The sequence below is a fragment of the Ravibacter arvi genome (assembly GCF_039540405.1).
GTDB classification, from domain to species: Bacteria; Bacteroidota; Bacteroidia; order Cytophagales; family Spirosomataceae; genus Ravibacter; species Ravibacter arvi.
On sequence record NZ_BAABEY010000024.1, the window covers coordinates 36,989 to 53,448 of the forward strand.

General features: G+C 51.0%; 11 protein-coding genes. 2 read left to right on the plus strand and 9 right to left on the minus strand.

Annotation, left to right across the window (positions count from 1 at the left end; translation table 11 throughout):
* Nucleotides 1-11: 11 nt before the first annotated feature.
* The 5 genes from ABD852_RS12355 to ABD852_RS12375 form a co-directional block, all read right to left on the minus strand.
* A complete protein-coding gene (locus tag ABD852_RS12355) occupies nt 12-1,493 on the minus strand; it encodes a sulfatase family protein (protein ID WP_345029247.1) in 1,482 nt (493 codons plus the stop codon).
* A gap of 37 nt (nt 1,494-1,530) precedes the next feature.
* A complete protein-coding gene (locus ABD852_RS12360; RefSeq protein WP_345029250.1) occupies nt 1,531-3,009 on the minus strand; it encodes a RagB/SusD family nutrient uptake outer membrane protein in 1,479 nt (492 codons plus the stop codon).
* A gap of 42 nt (nt 3,010-3,051) precedes the next feature.
* Nucleotides 3,052-6,489, minus strand: a complete 3,438-nt coding sequence (locus ABD852_RS12365; protein WP_345029254.1) for a SusC/RagA family TonB-linked outer membrane protein — start codon at nt 6,487-6,489, stop codon at nt 3,052-3,054.
* A gap of 303 nt (nt 6,490-6,792) precedes the next feature.
* On the minus strand, nt 6,793-7,824 hold the full coding sequence (locus ABD852_RS12370; RefSeq protein ID WP_345029258.1) for a FecR family protein: 1,032 nt from the start codon (nt 7,822-7,824) through the stop codon (nt 6,793-6,795).
* A 287-nt stretch (nt 7,825-8,111) separates the two neighbouring features.
* Nucleotides 8,112-8,693: an RNA polymerase sigma-70 factor gene (locus ABD852_RS12375; protein ID WP_345029260.1), complete on the minus strand. Its 582-nt coding sequence runs from the start codon at nt 8,691-8,693 to the stop codon at nt 8,112-8,114.
* A 288-nt stretch (nt 8,694-8,981) separates the two neighbouring features.
* Between ABD852_RS12375 and ABD852_RS12380 the strand changes: the two genes are divergently transcribed.
* Both ABD852_RS12380 and ABD852_RS12385 read left to right on the plus strand, forming a co-directional pair.
* Nucleotides 8,982-9,809, plus strand: coding sequence for a mechanosensitive ion channel family protein (locus ABD852_RS12380; protein WP_345029262.1), 828 nt, complete (start codon nt 8,982-8,984; stop codon nt 9,807-9,809).
* A 422-nt stretch (nt 9,810-10,231) separates the two neighbouring features.
* Complete coding sequence (locus ABD852_RS12385; protein ID WP_345029263.1) at nt 10,232-11,476, plus strand: MFS transporter; 1,245 nt, start codon at nt 10,232-10,234, stop codon at nt 11,474-11,476.
* An 88-nt stretch (nt 11,477-11,564) separates the two neighbouring features.
* Here ABD852_RS12385 and ABD852_RS12390 read toward each other — a convergent pair whose 3' ends face one another.
* Genes ABD852_RS12390 through ABD852_RS12405 form a run of 4 tightly spaced genes read right to left on the minus strand, consistent with a single transcriptional unit; the run spans nt 11,565 to nt 15,600 of the window.
* Nucleotides 11,565-11,936 (minus strand): hypothetical protein, encoded by a 372-nt coding sequence (locus ABD852_RS12390; protein WP_345029266.1) that lies wholly within the window; start codon nt 11,934-11,936, stop codon nt 11,565-11,567.
* Nucleotides 11,937-11,954: 18 nt separating this feature from the next.
* Nucleotides 11,955-13,781 carry a hypothetical protein gene (locus ABD852_RS12395; RefSeq protein ID WP_345029269.1) on the minus strand — a complete coding sequence of 609 codons (1,827 nt, stop codon included), beginning with the start codon at nt 13,779-13,781 and terminating at the stop codon, nt 11,955-11,957.
* Nucleotides 13,782-13,824: 43 nt separating this feature from the next.
* Nucleotides 13,825-14,556, minus strand: a complete 732-nt coding sequence (locus tag ABD852_RS12400; RefSeq protein ID WP_345029272.1) for a BclA C-terminal domain-containing protein — start codon at nt 14,554-14,556, stop codon at nt 13,825-13,827.
* Between the two features lie 60 nt (nt 14,557-14,616).
* A complete protein-coding gene (locus ABD852_RS12405; protein WP_345029274.1) occupies nt 14,617-15,600 on the minus strand; it encodes a T9SS type A sorting domain-containing protein in 984 nt (327 codons plus the stop codon).
* Between the last annotated feature and the right edge of the window lie 860 nt (nt 15,601-16,460).

Genomic DNA, 16,460 nt, shown 5'->3' on the forward strand with positions numbered 1-16,460 from the left:
GACTGTCTTTATTACTTCGTTTTGACTGCTCTTCTTTTTACATTCTCCCAATAAGCCGGCGGGCGAAGGCTGTCTTTGCCATCATAAGTATAATTCCATTTTTTCATGTAATCATCAGCAGGCAGGAATTCATCGTTCGTCTTTCTGAGGATCTTGCCCAGTTGCCGGTCAAGTTGTTCCCGGATCGACGCGTATTGCGGCTCGGTACTCAGGTTGTTTTCCTGGTAGGGATCTTTTTCGTTGTCGTAGAGCAGCCAGGGGCCGGCAAGGCTTCGCACATAGGTGTACCTTTCGGTCCTTATTCCCCGGTATTCGCGACCGCCGTTCATAAATTGCCACTCATGGAAAGGTACCGGAAGCATGATCAGCGCGCCATCTACGGGGTATTTCGCCGGATCGGAAATTCCCGGGCTAACGTCTGACCCCTGGATGCTCCGCGGGATGTCGATGCCTGACAAACCCAGCAGGGTAGGGAGGAGGTCGGGTGTGCCGATCGGTTTATGAATGTCAATCCGCTTTTTTCCGTAACGGGCCGGGTAACGGAGCAGCATCGGCACCAGGATCGATTCGTCCCAGGGGCGTTGCTTGCGGAGCACGCCTTTCGAAAGGAGCATGTCGCCGTGATCGGAGGTAAAAACAATAATGGTGTTGTCGGCGATACCCTCGTTGTCGAGCGCTTTCAACAGCCTGCCCAGGGCATCGTCGAGGGCGGTACAATGCGCATAGTAGCCGGCCAGGATCTGTCGGGCGCTATCCTGCATGGCGGGGGGGACATTGGGCCTTACTGAAAGGCGCGCCGGGTCGTACATCTTCCGGTATTTTTCGGGTGCGGTATGATAGGGATTGTGAGGTGGTCCCCACGAAAGTACCAGCAAAAATGGTGATTGCTTGTGGTTGCGGATAAAACCTATCGCACTGTCGGTCTGGGGGAACACATCGTAGCCTTCCCAATCATGTTTCCGGTCGTTCTCGTCGAAGTAGAAAGATTGATTATAGTCATGTGTCACTTCCCTGACCTTCCAATAGTCAAATCCCTGCCTGCGTTCTCTGGGTACCGGCTTGTCGCGGGCGGCAAAGGGATGCTCGCCGTTGGCATGACCATTTACGTGCCATTTGCCGATATACCCGGTTGCGTAGCCGTTCTGTTTGAATATCTTTCCCATAGTAACGGCATCGGTGGCCAGGGGCTTATCGTTGTAAAATAGCCCATGCGTAAGCGGGTACTGACCCGTCAGGAGGGTACCCCGGTAGGGAGCGCAGACCGGCATGGTAGCTACGGCATTGTGGAATACAACGCTTTCCCCGGCCATTTTGTCGATTACGGGCGTAATCACATCGGCATTACCGGCATAGCCGGTAGCTTCGGCCCGCCACTGGTCTGCAAAAACGAAGATCACATTAGGGCGATCAACGGGAACTTCACTTCGTGCGGTGTCGTGTCGCGGCAGCCAAACCGATGCTGCCAGGACAAATAGCATAATCAAATAATTCATAACTCTCGATGGTGATTAACAACTCACTATTTTACAACTAATAGCCGGGATTCTGTTCCAGCTTATTGATCAACACTTCGTTAGCCGGGATGGGCGCCAGTAACTTCACCGCTATCTGGTTGTAGGCTTCCGGGTACAGGAATGGTTTTGCAGCCTTTTCACGCTGTCCGTGCGCCGTCATTACGCTCACTGCTTTCCCGGTACGCTTGAGGTCATACCATCGTTGATTTTCAAAGCAGAATTCCCGCTGACGTTCGTCCTGGATGAGCTGCCGGAGTGCGGCCTGGTCAGAACCGGTGACGGCAGTGACCCCGGCTCTTTCCCTTACGGCCGAGATGTATGGCGCGGCTTCTCCCGTTCTGCCCAATTCGTTGAGGACCTCGGCATACATCAGCAGCACGTCGGAGTAGCGAAGCACCGGGAGATTGTCTCCGCACCGGGAATCCGGAGCGGAAACCGGGGGTTTGTATTTGGCGCAGTAGGGTACGGGCCTTGTCAGCCCGTCCCAGTCAGTACCGGTCCAGAACCCGATGGCAACAGCCTTTCTTTTGTCGTCTTTTTCGAACGCATTGATCAGGTCCTGGGTTGGCTGGTTCCATCCGGCTGCCGTGATCGCGATGTTCGGCCGGTTGGTAACTGCCCCGCCCGATGTGTGGGGGGCAAAAGTGAAAATGAAGGTTTGGGCCAGTTCGGCGCTGGCTTCGGAATACTGGACCGCAAAAATCGTTTCGGTATAGTCTTTGCTGGCGGGATTGAAAAGGTCGGCGTAGTTTTCCCGAAGCCGGTGTTTCCCGGAGTCGATTACCTGTTTAAGGACGGTTTCGGCTTCCTGGTTACGGCCAAGGGTCAGGAATACTTTTCCGAGTAGCCCAAGGGCAGCATACCTGCCGGCACGGCCCTCTTCATGGATCGCCTCCGTCTTGGCAAAATGTGTTGCCGATGTCTGGAGGTCGCTGATGATATGGTCATAGATATCCTGCTCCTGCACTCTTTTATAGTCAACCGCTTCTTTCGAAGTAATGGGTGCAAGTACCAGCGGAACTCCGCCGAACTGGCGCACGAGGTTGAAATAATAGAGTGCCCGTAGAAAAAGCACTTCACCTGCGGCTCTCTCTTTCAGCCTATCGTCCGCCCATTGAATAGCCGGGTTGTCGAGTTCGGCGATGACTTTGTTGCAGCGGGTGATACCGTTATACGACAGGTTCCAGAAATTGGCGTACGCCTGGTTGCTGGATGTCTGAATGAATTGATCGATAACGCCCCTGACCGCCTCGCCGGTCCTGATGTTGTTCTGAAAGCTGGAGTTGTCAGAAGGAAGCTCGGCCAATACCCAATGCCAGTTTTTTTCGTAGTCCCGCATCGGGACATAGCAGCCGTTGACCAGCAGGGTTATCTCTACGTCAGATTTATAAAAGTTTCCCTCGCTAAGGCTGTTTTCCGGGTAGAGTTCCAGGAATCGCTCCGAACATGCATTAAGCAGAAGAAGGGGAAGGAAGAATATGAATTTTAATTTCATTATTTCCGGTGTTGAATGGTGATGGTTGATGGCGAGTGGACCTCAGAATGACAGGTTCAACCCGATTGACGATGTCCTTGACAACGGGTAGGAAGACATATCATAACCGGGCGAGAGCGTGTTGTTGAGGTTTCGGGACTGTGCCTCGGGGTTGGCGCCCTCGTAACGGGTGAATGTCGCCAGGTTCTGAACAGTCAGATACAGGCGGCAACTGCTGATAAATTTTGTTTTTTCGGTAATATGACCCGGAAGTGTATAGCCGAGCGTAACGTTGGCGATCCTTAGAAAACCGGCGTCCTCCACCCACATCGAATTAACGCGATGCCCCCAGCTGGGCGTAAGCTTGGGCACGCCGTAGAGCATACCGGTGCCGGGGTCGTCACTGCTTTTCCAGCGGTTGACCCACTCTCTCCGGACATTGAAAAAGCCCTGGAGGTTATCTACAGTCTGGCGCAGGCCGTTCATGACCTGGCCGCCTTTCTGGCCGTTGATAATGATGCCAAGGTTGAAGCGCTTATAGGTAAAGTTGTTGGTCAGACCAAATGTGAAGTCCGGGTGCGGACTCCCGATAATGGTGTAATCCAGAAGGTCGTTAATAATCTTGTCGCCGTCGATATCACGGTATTTAGGATTGCCCGGGTATACCTGGGTGGATTTGACCACGTTGGGATCGTCCATGTCGGCGTCGGTATAAACACCTAACAGCTCGAAGCCAAAGAACTGGCCGATCGGTTTTCCCGCTACCGTAATGTGGGTGGGGTTATTGTCGTTGTTGCCGGAGAGAATGCGGTCGTTGTTTTCGTTGATCGAAAGTACTTTGTTGCGGTTGAAGGCGAGGTTGGCGCCGACATCCCACCTGAGTGTACCCGTCAGGGGCGACCCTGCCAGCGTGATTTCAATTCCCCGGTTCCTCACCTCCCCTTTGTTGACCACCTGGGAGTTGAAGCCGGTAATGGCTGGAATCACATCATTGAGCAGCATGTTCCGGCTCTGCCGGTTGTAAAAATCGACGGTGGCGCTGATCCTGCCGTCAAAAAGCTCGGCGTCGAGGCCAAGGTCAAACTGGTTGGATTCTTCCCAGGTAAGGTTGGGGTTTGCGATTCCTGCATAAGAGGCCGTTACCTGGTTGCCGGCGAAGACATACGCTCCTGAGTTGATGGCTGCCAGATGCGAGTAATTCCCGATGTTGTTGTTCCCGTTGATACCGTAGCTGGCGCGCAGCTTCAATTCGTTTACACCGGGAAGGGCTTTCATAAAACCTTCTTCCGAAATTCGCCAGGCCCCTGCCACTGATGGAAAGGTAGCGAAGCGGTTGTTTGCGCCGAATCGAGACGATCCATCCGACCGCAGGGTAGCCGTGAAAAGGTATTTTCCTTTCAGGCCGTAATTAATCCGTCCGAGGTAGGAAATCATGCTCCAGGCATTGGTGTTTTCGTCCCAGCTTCCGATGGCCTGGGCTGCATTGATGGTCTGTATCAGGTCGTTGGTGTATGGAGAAGCATTCAGGTTGATCCCGCGGGAAGAATTTTTCTGAGCCGTGTAACCGATGACCGCATCAAAACGATGAATGCCGAAAGTGCGGTTGTAGGCAAGTGTATTTTCGATCAGCCAGTTGAAGCTCTCGGAACGGCTGTTGGAGGAGCTGCCGGTTCCTCTTGTCGGCGGGCGATTGGATCCTCCGACCGTGCTGGGCGTGTACTGGAAAAAACTGTTGGTAGACCATTGCGTACTGAGCGCGGTTTTCCATTCGAGTCCGGGAATGATATTCCAGGTAAGATGGGCATTTCCCAGGTTCTGGAATTGCTTTTCCCGCTGCGTGGTCTCGCGCAGTACGAACAGCGGGTTGGCGAAGCTCCACGCCGAGTGATACTTGCTTTGGGGGGAAACGAGGTAGGGGATGAGGTTTCCTTCCGCATCGTAGGGTGAAAGCAGCGGATTGGCCCAGTTGGCCACTCCGATAATGTCTTCCCGGTTGCTGTTGGTATTGCTTCGGTTCTGAACGATGACGGTAGGCTGGAGGGTGGCGCCGACGGTTACTTTCGAACCGATGCCAGTTTCTACTCCGAGCTTGCCGCTGTATCGTTCAACGCCCGTATATTGCAGTACACCGCCCTGCTTGAAGTAGCCGATCCCGAAATCGAGCTTTGAGTCGGTTCCTCCTTTCTGGATAGAAACATTGTAGTCTTCGATTGGAGCGTCCTGCAGGATCAGGTCATACCAGTCGGTCCCTTTGCCCGAAAGCTGCTCGGGGTACCGGTACGCTTCCGGGTAGTCGTCAAGTGTAGCTTCCCTGTTTTCTGCTCTGCGTACGGCAATTTCTATCTTGTTTCGCTGGAGTTCCGCAAATTCCCGTTGGGTCATGAGGTCAGGCCGCCCCCTTTTCGGTACCTTTTGTACACCGCGCATGGCCGAAACCGTTACCTGTGTCTTGTTGTACTGGCCTTTTTTGGTAGTAATCATGACCACACCGTTAGCGCCACGTGATCCGTAAATTGCGGTTGAAGAGGCGTCCTTCAGGACGGTAATACTTTCAATATCGTTGGGGTTGATGAGCATCAGCGGGTTGAGGTTCTGGTTGAGCCCCGATGAATAAGGCATCCCGTCAACCACGTAAAGCGGCTCATTCCCCGCGCCGAGGGAGCCCGCGCCGCGTATCCTGACAGAAGTGCCGCCGCCGGGGGATCCTGAAAGCTGCTGGATCTGGACACCTGCCACCTGGCCAATCATTTTCTGGTCAAGGGTGGCGACCGGCAGGTCTTTTACTTTTTCCTGGTCAATGGATATGACCGAACCCGTCAGGTCTTTTTTCTGCTGGGTTCCGTAGCCCACTACGATCACTTCTTTCAGCGCTTTTTGATCCACTTCCATTGTGATCTCGATAGCGGTCTGGTTGGCGGCCTCTACCTCGCGGGAGACATAGCCTACGAAAGAGAAAACCAGGACGGCTTTGTCGTCGGCGTCACTCAGCACAAAGTGACCGTCCAGATCGGTAACAGTACCTCTTGAGGTGCCTTTGAGAAGCACGCTGACGCCGGGTAGGCCCGTTCCGTTTTCGTCAAGCACCTTTCCCCTTATTTCGCGCATAACGGGGTAGGCAAAGGCTTCTGTTCTGTGTGTTTTTGCCGGCTCAGCTTCAGGATTTCCGGTGGGTAACCGCTGATGGGCAGGGTTGAGAATGATCCGTCCCTCCATGATCCGGAAATTGATATCCAATGGGGTAAGTATCTGGTAAAGCAATTCCGATAACCGGAGCTTTTGGGCATTAACGTTCACTTTCCTGTCCGCCCTGATGGCTTTCGAGCTATAAACGAAACCCACTCCTGCCTGTTTTTCGATGGAGTCCAACACGTCATGGAGCCGCTCCTTCGTCACCTTCAGTGTAACCGGCCTGTTCAGAAATTCCTGTGCCATACCTTCGTAAGCATAGGAGATTCCGGAGAAAATCAGCCCGAGCGTTATCTGCAGAATTGAAGCTTTCATGATTCGGAATAGGATCCAGGGTACCCTTTTGTTTTTTTTCATATGTTTACAAGGTTTTGTTGAATGTGAGAATTGGACAAAACAATCCCCTCTCACCGGGTTATGGTTAGCTTAGCGGTTGCCATTCTGTTGACGGGGGAGTTTCGGGCCGGCTATAGTGGAAATATAGCCGGCTTTTTTACGATTTCGGATAGTCTATTTCATCAGTATAAAAGCTATTGGGTTGTAAAATGTTGGTAACGTTGCCGGCCCGGTATGTTCCCGGATCGCGCACAATATCGTGGTCTCCTTCTGAAGCCGCGGTCACTCACACCCTTTCCCATCGATCAGGATGGTGACTCCTTTTACCTTGTAACTGCCCTGGATGGCGGCGCAAATCAGGTCAAGCTGAACATAAAGGTCTTTTTGCTTGAGGTTTGCCGTCAGTGGGCATTCTCCCAGGGATTTCTTTTCAAGCTCAAGATCTATGTGGTAAGCTTTTTTCAGATCGTCGAGCACCTTCGATAACTCCGTGTCGTGGTAGTCAAAAAGGTTGGATGGCTCCAAGGCTGTCTCAGGAATTTCGGGGTTTTCGACCAGGCCGGTTATAAACAGCCCGTTGTCTTCATGGAAAGTCACCTGATGGTTCGGAGTAAGAATTACCCCGTTGCTGGTTTTAGCTGATTTTTTATCGTTTTCCCGAGCTTTTTCATACACGGATACCTTACCCGTCCGCACGGATACTTCGACTTCCGAACGGTTGGGCCGCGACCTGATCCGGAAACTGGTGCCGAGCACTTTGGTAGTTATTTTGCCTGCATTGACAAAGAAAGGCCGGTCCGCTGCTTCGGCAATCATAAAGAAAGCCTCCCCTGAAAGGTGTACTTCCCGACTGTTGTTCGTAAAATGAACGGGGTAGGACAATTCGCTTCCGGGAGCCAGCAAAACTATGCTACTGTCTTCCAGCGTGAGACGGATTTCTTTTTTATCAGTATTCCGAACCGATTTCAGCCGGGTTGTTGTGGCGGTACCGGAGATAGCCTGCCCGGGTGTTTGCCGGAATAGCAGGAAACCCGTTAATGTGGCAATAAGTAAAAACGCTGCTGCTACTGCATACCTGGCCAGGGGACTCCACTTCCTCGTGGTTTTTATCTGCCCGGAACCTCGCCGGGAGTGTGTTTTCTCTTCCAGTTTCAGCCATAGTCGTTTTTCCAGCGTCTCCCATTCGTCGGGTTGGAGAAAACGGGGTTCTTCCTCTATTAAGGCGTACCATTGCTCGACCACTTTCCGCTCGTTTTCGGTCGCGGTACCAAGCTGGTACTTTTTCAACAAATCTGTAAAGGTACTATGGCTCATTCTGACTTCGTTTCACTGTTTTGAATCCTTGGCGGGCAACCGTCTACAGATATTCGCTGTCTCCGTAACCTTCATCCTCCTGCTTATCTCTCCCGCTACTATTAAGTCGAAGAAACAGGTAGTGTCCGCAGGTTTGTGTTATGCTTTCTTTTAAAAGTTATATAAAGAGAGGCGGTGTTAGCGTAATTTATTGAAAAAGAACATTTTCTATGACGCTGCGCATATTCCTGTCGGGAGCAGCTCTGGCTAGAAATGTAAAATGTCAGATGACCAAGGTCTCGCAGAGACTACCCATTCAGTAATTTATAACAAACAATGATCCAGAGGGGTAGAAAGTCACTAAGCTGCCGGCGCAGTATTTTCAACGATTGAGTAATATGATATTCTACTGTACGTTCCGGGATATCGAGAAGGGCTGCGATTTCTTTTGTGGATTTATGTTCTATCCGGCTAAGGTGGAAGACCCGCGAGGTTTTCGCCGGGAGCTGTGCAAAGATGCTTTCGAAAATGGCTGAGATGTCGCGGAAATGAAGCGCTCCTTCGGGAGTTTCTTCGTATTGTTCCTCTTTGGCCTGAAGGAAACCTGAGTACTTCTCGGCAAGCAGCTCCCTGCGCAGTTGATCAACGACCTGGTATTTCAGAGCGCTGAAAAGATATCCGCGCAGGTTCTCGATGAGCAGGGTATCCCTTTTTTCCCAGATAGCCAGAAAGATATTCTGCACCAGTTCTTCGCAGGTTTCTTCCGATTTCAGTTTCCGCTGCGCTGCCAGGAAAAGCGATTTCCAGTATCTTTTGTAAATCTCCCTGAAAGCTGCATGGTCGTCGGCTTTCAGCATTTTTACCAGGATTTCGTCGCTCAGTAATGTCATTTTCTTGATGGTGCAAACGTATCTTATGGAACCTTTATTTCCAAATACAGCGCTCGGCAGAAAAGAGCGATTTGAGATTCGTACCACCTTAAAGAAATCGGGCGGCCAATCCTATGCGAAAAGGCAGTCGGTAGTGAGTTTCTCCTGTTCCCGGTCGGGAAGAGTGCGTGACGTTTTTCGCTCACAGTTAGTTAACTAACAGTAGAAATGACAGAAAATTTGATTTGGAAATTATCAAACCAATATCGTTATTCGTCCCATTGCCACTATCATTAACTTCTTAAGAACATGCTGGAAAATACAGGTACTTTATTCTCAAAAGCAGAATATTTGACGCAAAAGCTCATTGATTTTGCTCCCAACCTCATTATCGCACTGCTTACCCTGTTTATTGGTTTTTGGGTAGCCAACAAGCTGGGGGTTTTCCTCAAACGGATTATGGTCAAGAGAGGTATGGACAGCACCGTTGTACCTTTCCTGACTTCGATTGTGATAGCGGTGATTAAAATACTGGTGGTAATCAGTGTAGCCGGCAGTATCGGCGTTAAGACGGCTTCATTTATTGCGCTTCTGGGCGGCGCCGGTTTGGCTATAGGCCTGGCTTTCCAGGGTTCGCTCAGCCATTTCGCTTCCGGCATTATGATATTGATTTTTAAGCCCTATAAAGTGGGCGACCTCGTGCAGCTGAAAGGTACACTGGGGAATGTGGAGGAAATCCAGATCTTCAATACCGTGATCCGGACACCCGACAACAAGCAGGTAATTATTCCTAACGGATTGGCTACCAGTGACATCATGACCAATCTTACGGCCAATGGAAAATTGCGTGTAGACCTGAATGTGGCCGTACCTTACGAGGAGGATTTTGAGAAAATAAAAGGCCTGATAAGAGGCGCTTTGGACAAGGTTGCCGCACGCCTGCCGGATGAACCCACTATTGAAATCAATAGTTTCGGGGAGAGCGGCCTTATTCTGGATGTCAGACCCTACGCGACCGATGTGACCTATTGGGATGTTTATTTTGATTCCTACCGCGAGATCAAAAAGGCGCTTGGCGAGGCCGGTATACGCGTACCGTACCGCATTGAGCTGGCCCAGATGCCTGCGGTGAAATAAGGCAAATGGAGAAGCCCGTAAAGCTGTCTGTGATTCCTTTTTTCTTTATAGTCCTCATTGCTGGATTTACGCGTCACAGTCGGACTTTGGAAAAGGGAAAGTGGTCACCTGGGTGACGTTTACCCATGGGCTTGATGAGGATGAACGGGCGAAATTCCGGCATTGATTTGGCCGGCTTCTATGCCGGCCGGCCGGATGCACGGGTTCTATCCAATTCTCGAGCGGGTATAAAAGGCCTTCGACGAGCTCAGGCACCATCCGGACGGTGCCTGAGCTCGTCGAAGGCCTTTTTTCGTACAACATCTACAGGGCGTTATAATCAAACAGGTCAGGATTTTTCGGTGTTACCGGGGTGACGACAGGGAGTATTTGAGACTTTCTTTTTTCTTTATACGATATTAAACCTAATACCTTAAATAGTTATGATCCAAACCCAAACCCAAACCCAAAGCCAAATCAGAATTAAGCTTGCTGCCTTTATGTTTCTCCAATATTTCATATGGGGTTCATGGTACGTAAGTATGGGGACGTACCTCAGTAAAACACTCGAGTTCGATGGTGCACAAATAGGCCTGGCCTATGGCGCTTTCGCGATTGGAGCTATGATCTCGCCGTTTTTCGTGGGCCTGCTTGCCGACCGGTATTTCGCGTCCGAAAAAATTCTCGCCCTTCTCGGGATCCTGGGCGGTGCATTGTTATTTCTTCTCCCGAGCATGAAGACCTTCGGGTCGTTTTATCCCACGTTAATTGTGTACTGCACTACTTTTGTCCCTACACTGGCAGTAGGGAATTCCCTTTCCTTACATCATCTTACGGATCAGAAGCGTGATTTCCCGATGGTCAAAGCGCTGTCCTCCGTGGGATGGATCGTCGGCGGGCTAACGCTCAGCATTCTTTTCCAGGGCGAACAATCGGCGGTTCAATTCTACCTCGCTGGCGCCGTTTCGGTGCTATTCGGCCTGTTCTCCCTTACGCTGCCGCATACGCCGCCCAAGAAAACCGGCAAGGACGTTAGTCTTGCCAATATCCTCGGACTCGACGCGCTTGCCCTTTTCAAGAAGCCGTCCTTTGCCATTTTTATCGTGTGCATGTTCCTGATCTGTATTCCGCTGTATTTCTACTTTGTGAACATGAACCTGTATGTTACAGAGCTACAGTGGACTTATTCGGCTGCAAAGATGTCCCTTGCCCAGGTCTCGGATGTTATTTGCCTGTTGCTGCTACCTTTTATCCTGAGAAGCCTGGGGTATAAAAAGACAATATTTATAGGGATTCTGTGCTGGGCCATCCGGTATTTTTTACTGGCCGGCAGCGTGGATTCAGTCTCTTTTCAAACCGTTTTCGTTTTCGCAGCGATTCTGCTTCACGGGGTTTGCTACGACTTCCTGTTCATTGCAGGGCAGCTATACGTAGACGAGGAAGCAAACGAGACAATACGCGGAGCAGCGCAGGGACTCATTGCATTTATTCTTTGGGGGGTAGGAGCGTTTGTCGGAACCCATTTAGCAGGGTTTTCCCAAGCCTATCATACCCTGGAACAGCCGGTAGGCAGCATCGCTCACGATTGGCAGGGAATTTGGATTTATCCGGCGATCGGGTCGATCGTGGTGTTGATCATTTTCGTTTTGTTCTTTCCCGGCGTGTCAAAGAAAAAGCTTCAAAGCTAAGGAGAGATAAGATCCCGGCCTGAACCTGGCCGGAGGTAGTTTGTCCCGTTATAAATTTGGAACAAATTTATAACGGGACAAACTTGTTTTAGGGGGCGTTTTGGCCGGTCGTCGGTTTTTCGGCTGGCTTTTGACCGTCGGCGGCTTTCACTCCATCCAATGAGGGGGTAGGTTCTCTCCGGGTATCCATTACCTTTTCGGCGTTTGTGCCGCCTGCTTCTTCTTTGTATTGCAGGCCGGGTACGGTATTGCTGCGTATTTGCCGGCCTATGCTTTTTTGGGTACTCACAGGCCGCGGAGTGATCTCCTTTTTGGCAGCTGGTTCCGTGCTGAAGACAAGCCCGGGCGCAGTTCCGTTCTTTAGCTGGCTGATGATACTTTCATCGGTCCTGAACCTGGACTGGCCTGTTGCCGCTGCGCCTGTTAATGCCAGTAAGGCAATGATCAAATAGTATTTCATGGTTTTTGATGGGTTTTTCTATTTAACATTGACGAATACGTTGATTTTGCCTACCCCGTCGCCTTCGAAGTTCTGCAGGGCCTTGCCCAGAATCTGACCGGCTTCTACTCTTTGTTGATCGGCCTTCATGGCAACGCCGGGTATCGAGGAAGTAACCAGTAAATCGCCCCGCCGGATTACCCCGCCCTCGGTACATACTTTGGTCGGTATCACACCTACTACGCCCATTGGTACTTTTCCGGACAGGTCGCTATCGATGTTTTCTTCTGTAAGCAGCACGCCTGGTTTGGTGGCGTATACACCTAATACCATGGAGCTGTAGGCGCCGGTGCTTTTTTCGACGGTACGGTCTTTAGAGGTTGCAATGCTTAAAACATCGCCCGGCTCGTATTCGGACGGGTCACTTACAACATCAAACGCTTCTGCGATATCTGCCCCGCTGTTCTGGGTACCGCCGTTGAAAAAGCCTCTGCCTGCTTTGTTGATGCGTGCTACATTCGCCCCGCCGCTTTGGTAAGCAGCCACGTTACCGCTGGCGCCTGTGTGATTAATCAACAAGGCGCTCCCCGTGCCCGAGTTGTTAACCTGGAGAACCGGGTTGCCGTTTGCCACGTTGAAATTTGCAAACCGGCCCGCCCTCCCGGTGCCGAAATTGGGGATCCACCCGAAAATTGCATTACCGCCGCCATCTGCGGTAGCTTCCACTCCATCCCCGTTTCCACCGGCAGCGGCGGTGATGGCGTTTCCACTTCCTTCGGTCAGAGCCAATACTCCGGGGCCGTTTCCTGCAGGGTTGGAGGAGTAAAATAATCCGGCATAACCAGCGGTGCCCGAAGATAGACCCATCACACCGGCAGTCCCGAAGTTGGCAAACATCGAATTCACTTCCCCTTTTACGGCCGCAGATGTGCCTGTTGCCCGGTCTACTTTGAAATTGCCCCCGATCCCGTTTCCAACTGTAGTGACGGTAAGCACCTCATTTTCGTTGTCTTCGTTAAAAATTTCAAACCGGCCTGCTCTTCCGGTGGCGAAGCTGGGTACCCAGGCATGGACTGCATCACCGCTGCCATCAATGTTTGCTTCGATGGCGTTGCCGCCATTGGCCGCGTTGGCGGTAACAGCATCGCCGTTGCCATCCGAAATGGCCACAAGGGTCTTGCCGTTACCTGAGGTGTTGGATGAATGAAACAGGCCCGCAAATCCCCCGGTACCGGAAGAAGTGCCATATACCGCTGCGGCGCCGAAGTTGCCGAAAATCGTACCTACTTCCGCGCGCACGGCAGCCCCTACGCTATTGTTATGGTTCACCAGGAAGGAGGAGGCATTACCCTGCGTATTGTCCGGGATGTTTCCCAATCCGTTGGTTTTGACGTCCAGTACGTTGCCTGTTGTGTTGGCTGTGCTGGTATTCTCAAACCGCCCGGCCGGGCCCGTACCGGTCGCTATGCCTTCCAGTGCAGCACCGGCCCCCTGGTTGGTAACCGAGAACAGAGGTGCCGGGTTGGTTGCGATGCCCGAATAAGGCAATGCGAAGGCCGCATTGTTAAGCTGTGTCCAGCCAGAACCGGTCTTGTTGTACCAAAATCCCTTTGTATCGGTGTCGTAAACCAGCAGCCCGTCAGCAGGACTTGCAATCGCTGCCCGTTGGGCCGATGTCATGCGGGGTACGAGCACGCCTTTGACAGTAGAGGTAATATCCAGTTGGGCGCTTGCATCGGGGGTGGTAGTCCCGATACCTACCTGCGCATTGGTGGTGAGTGCGAAGAATGTCAGAACCGTAGTTAATAATGCTCCCTTCCACTTCCGGGAGGATATAATAACGTTGAAGCTACACTGGTTTCTCATGAGATGGAATTGTCATTGTTTGGTGAACTTGTACTCATTTCGCCTATTGAAGTTTTACAACGGAGAGGAATGCGTCGCCTGCGAGGACTGCTATGCCCAGGAGCCCGAAGAACTGCACCTGGATAGTTGAACCTGCAGGCAGATCCGCGATCACTGTTGAGGCGAAATTGTTTACGCTTATTAATGGATTTACAAGCGATCCTGCCAAATCAGCGCCATTGACGCGTACTCTTGCCGAAATAAGCAAAGCCGCCGTGGTGTTCATCTTGTAGGAAATCTGGTAACGACCGGCATTGGCAACAGTCATTACAGTGTTTGTTCCGTCCATGGTAAAGCCGTCCGATAGTTTCTGCGCATTCGGAAATGGAATGTCAGTGCCATTTAATACTACGGGAATGGCAGGACCATTGGTATTTGCCGCATAGCCGCTGGGAATAACAGGAGATGCAGGAGCCGCGATATCGGCCGTGTTGGTTAGCCTGGTCCATGTATTTATGGAGTAATAGTAGAATCCGATTGGGGCATCGGTCTGATACACAAGCAAGCCCTGTGCGGGGTTGGCAATGTTGCCACGCTCGGTCGAGCTCATTCGCGGGATCAATATCCCTTTTTCTGCAGAGGTAATATCGAGTTGAGAACTTCCGTCAGGTGTCGATGTACCTATACCCACCTGGGCCTGGGCTGCAAATGCAAACAAGACGAGCATTGCAGTCACAAGTGCCGCTTTCATCTTTCCGGCCGGCCGGGTACGGTTGGAGCTGATACTGATTTTCATGAACGTTGTAATTTTTACTATTGAATTTATTAAGCTTGGTAACAGTCGAAAAGTTGGCTGTTATTGTTTGATGATTTTGACTGCCTCTGTTTTGCCTGAAGCGGCCTTTAGCAAAAACAGGTAGATGCCTGCCGGGAAACTTTCCATATTCACTTCGTGCGATGTTTCTTCTCTCGGCGACTCGAAAAGCGGCTTGCCGGCGAGGTTAACTACTTTCAGGCTGGCAGTTTCCCTGCTGTCGGCCATGTCTACACGCACCAGGTTTACCGCGGGGTTGGGGTATGCGTTTACCCAGGCGGTATGGCCCAGTTGCAGGCTACGGATTATGCTGTAGGCAAACGTACCATCGATATCTACCATTTTGAGGCGGTAGTACTGCAGGCCGCTGCGGGTGGCATTGTCCCGGAATGTGTAGTTCATTTCCTTGTTGCCTTGGTTGGCGGCAGCTACTTTGCCGAGTACATTCCATTTCGTGGCATCCCGGCTTTGCTGTACTTCAAAGAATGCGCTGTTCTCTTCGGAAGCGGTTTGCCAGTTCAGCATGACCGCATGCTCGGTCTTTCTCACCACGAAGTCTGCCAGCCTTACGGGCAATGCTCCTTCCTGTGCCGCAGTCAGGCCGTCAAAGCTCGTCACAGCCGGCAGGGTGTTGGAGATATAGTGCGCTGTCTCGTCGACGGTGCTACCCGGGGCGGAAGTGTAAGCACCCGCTGTTCCGTAATTAAGCTGCAGTGTTTCTTCAGCGTTGCCGTTCAGCTCGCCTGCCTGGTAGTAGAAGCCTACATTGCCCGCGAAGTTGACGGGCTGATCGAATTGGTACACGCGCGCAATGCCTGGTGGCGAACCAGGGACCGGCGTCGGTGAGACGGTCAGGGTCCTGGAGGCCGCCGTAAAATCGGACGATGGGGTCAACGTAAGACCGTCGATAGATACTGCGGTTCCGGCCCCGATGAAAATCCCCCCGGGCCCAGCTGTAAACTGCCCGTATGCTGCCATCGAGCATAGCAGCGAAAGCTGGCAAAAGAGCCAATAGCCTTTCATCATAGTAATTGGTTTAGAAATGAATAAAAGTGAACTTTTTATAAAAGTATGAATATTTAAAGAAGCGGCCCCGAGTGTGGAGCGTTGTTTTTTATAAAGTTTTTTACCGGTCCCGGGCGAAATGTGAGAACAAATGCTACAAGGGTAGATTCTTATATCGACATTGTGAAGGTGCAATGATTGGGGTTTTGGATAAAAAAACAATGGGAAGACCGTTAGAGACATTGAGACAGGCAAAACTCTCCAAAATGTACTGATGTTGTGTAGGAGCCAAGGTATTTTGTGAAAAGTACAAGTGTTATTTGCGAGTTACACAATTAGGGCAATTATGTAATTTGCAAATAACACTTTGCCTGATCTTACGCTATCAGACAGATATCCCCCCTTCAAAACAAAGCGCAATTGGGAAGATATCCCTGGAACCTATTTGCTCAATTGGTGTTATATAAACTATCTCTTACTTTCCGATACAGAAAGTAATTAATATTGATTATGAGTAAGTTATGATATTAGGGTACAAATAGGGTACAAAAGTGATAGAAACTTTGGAAAACTAGTCGAGACAGGATAAGCCGGGAAACTAGCTTGCCGAGTTTTGGTTCAAAACGCTGATAAACTAGTTTTTTGGTCTTCATTTCCCCTGGTTTGCCAACAGCAATAAAAAGAGCCAGGCTGACGAGGGATTCGTTGCTAACGGTAGGAGTGTCTCTTTCCGTATAAAGCAATCTAATATCTTTCAGGACAAGAAGAAAGCGGGCAGCGGGCTTTTCATTTGCCTTTAGTTTGAACTGTCAGTAATCCTTGGCGGTCTGTCCACTGTGGGTTTCACTTTGCGGCTTTCAATATCGTCACGCAGAAAGGGA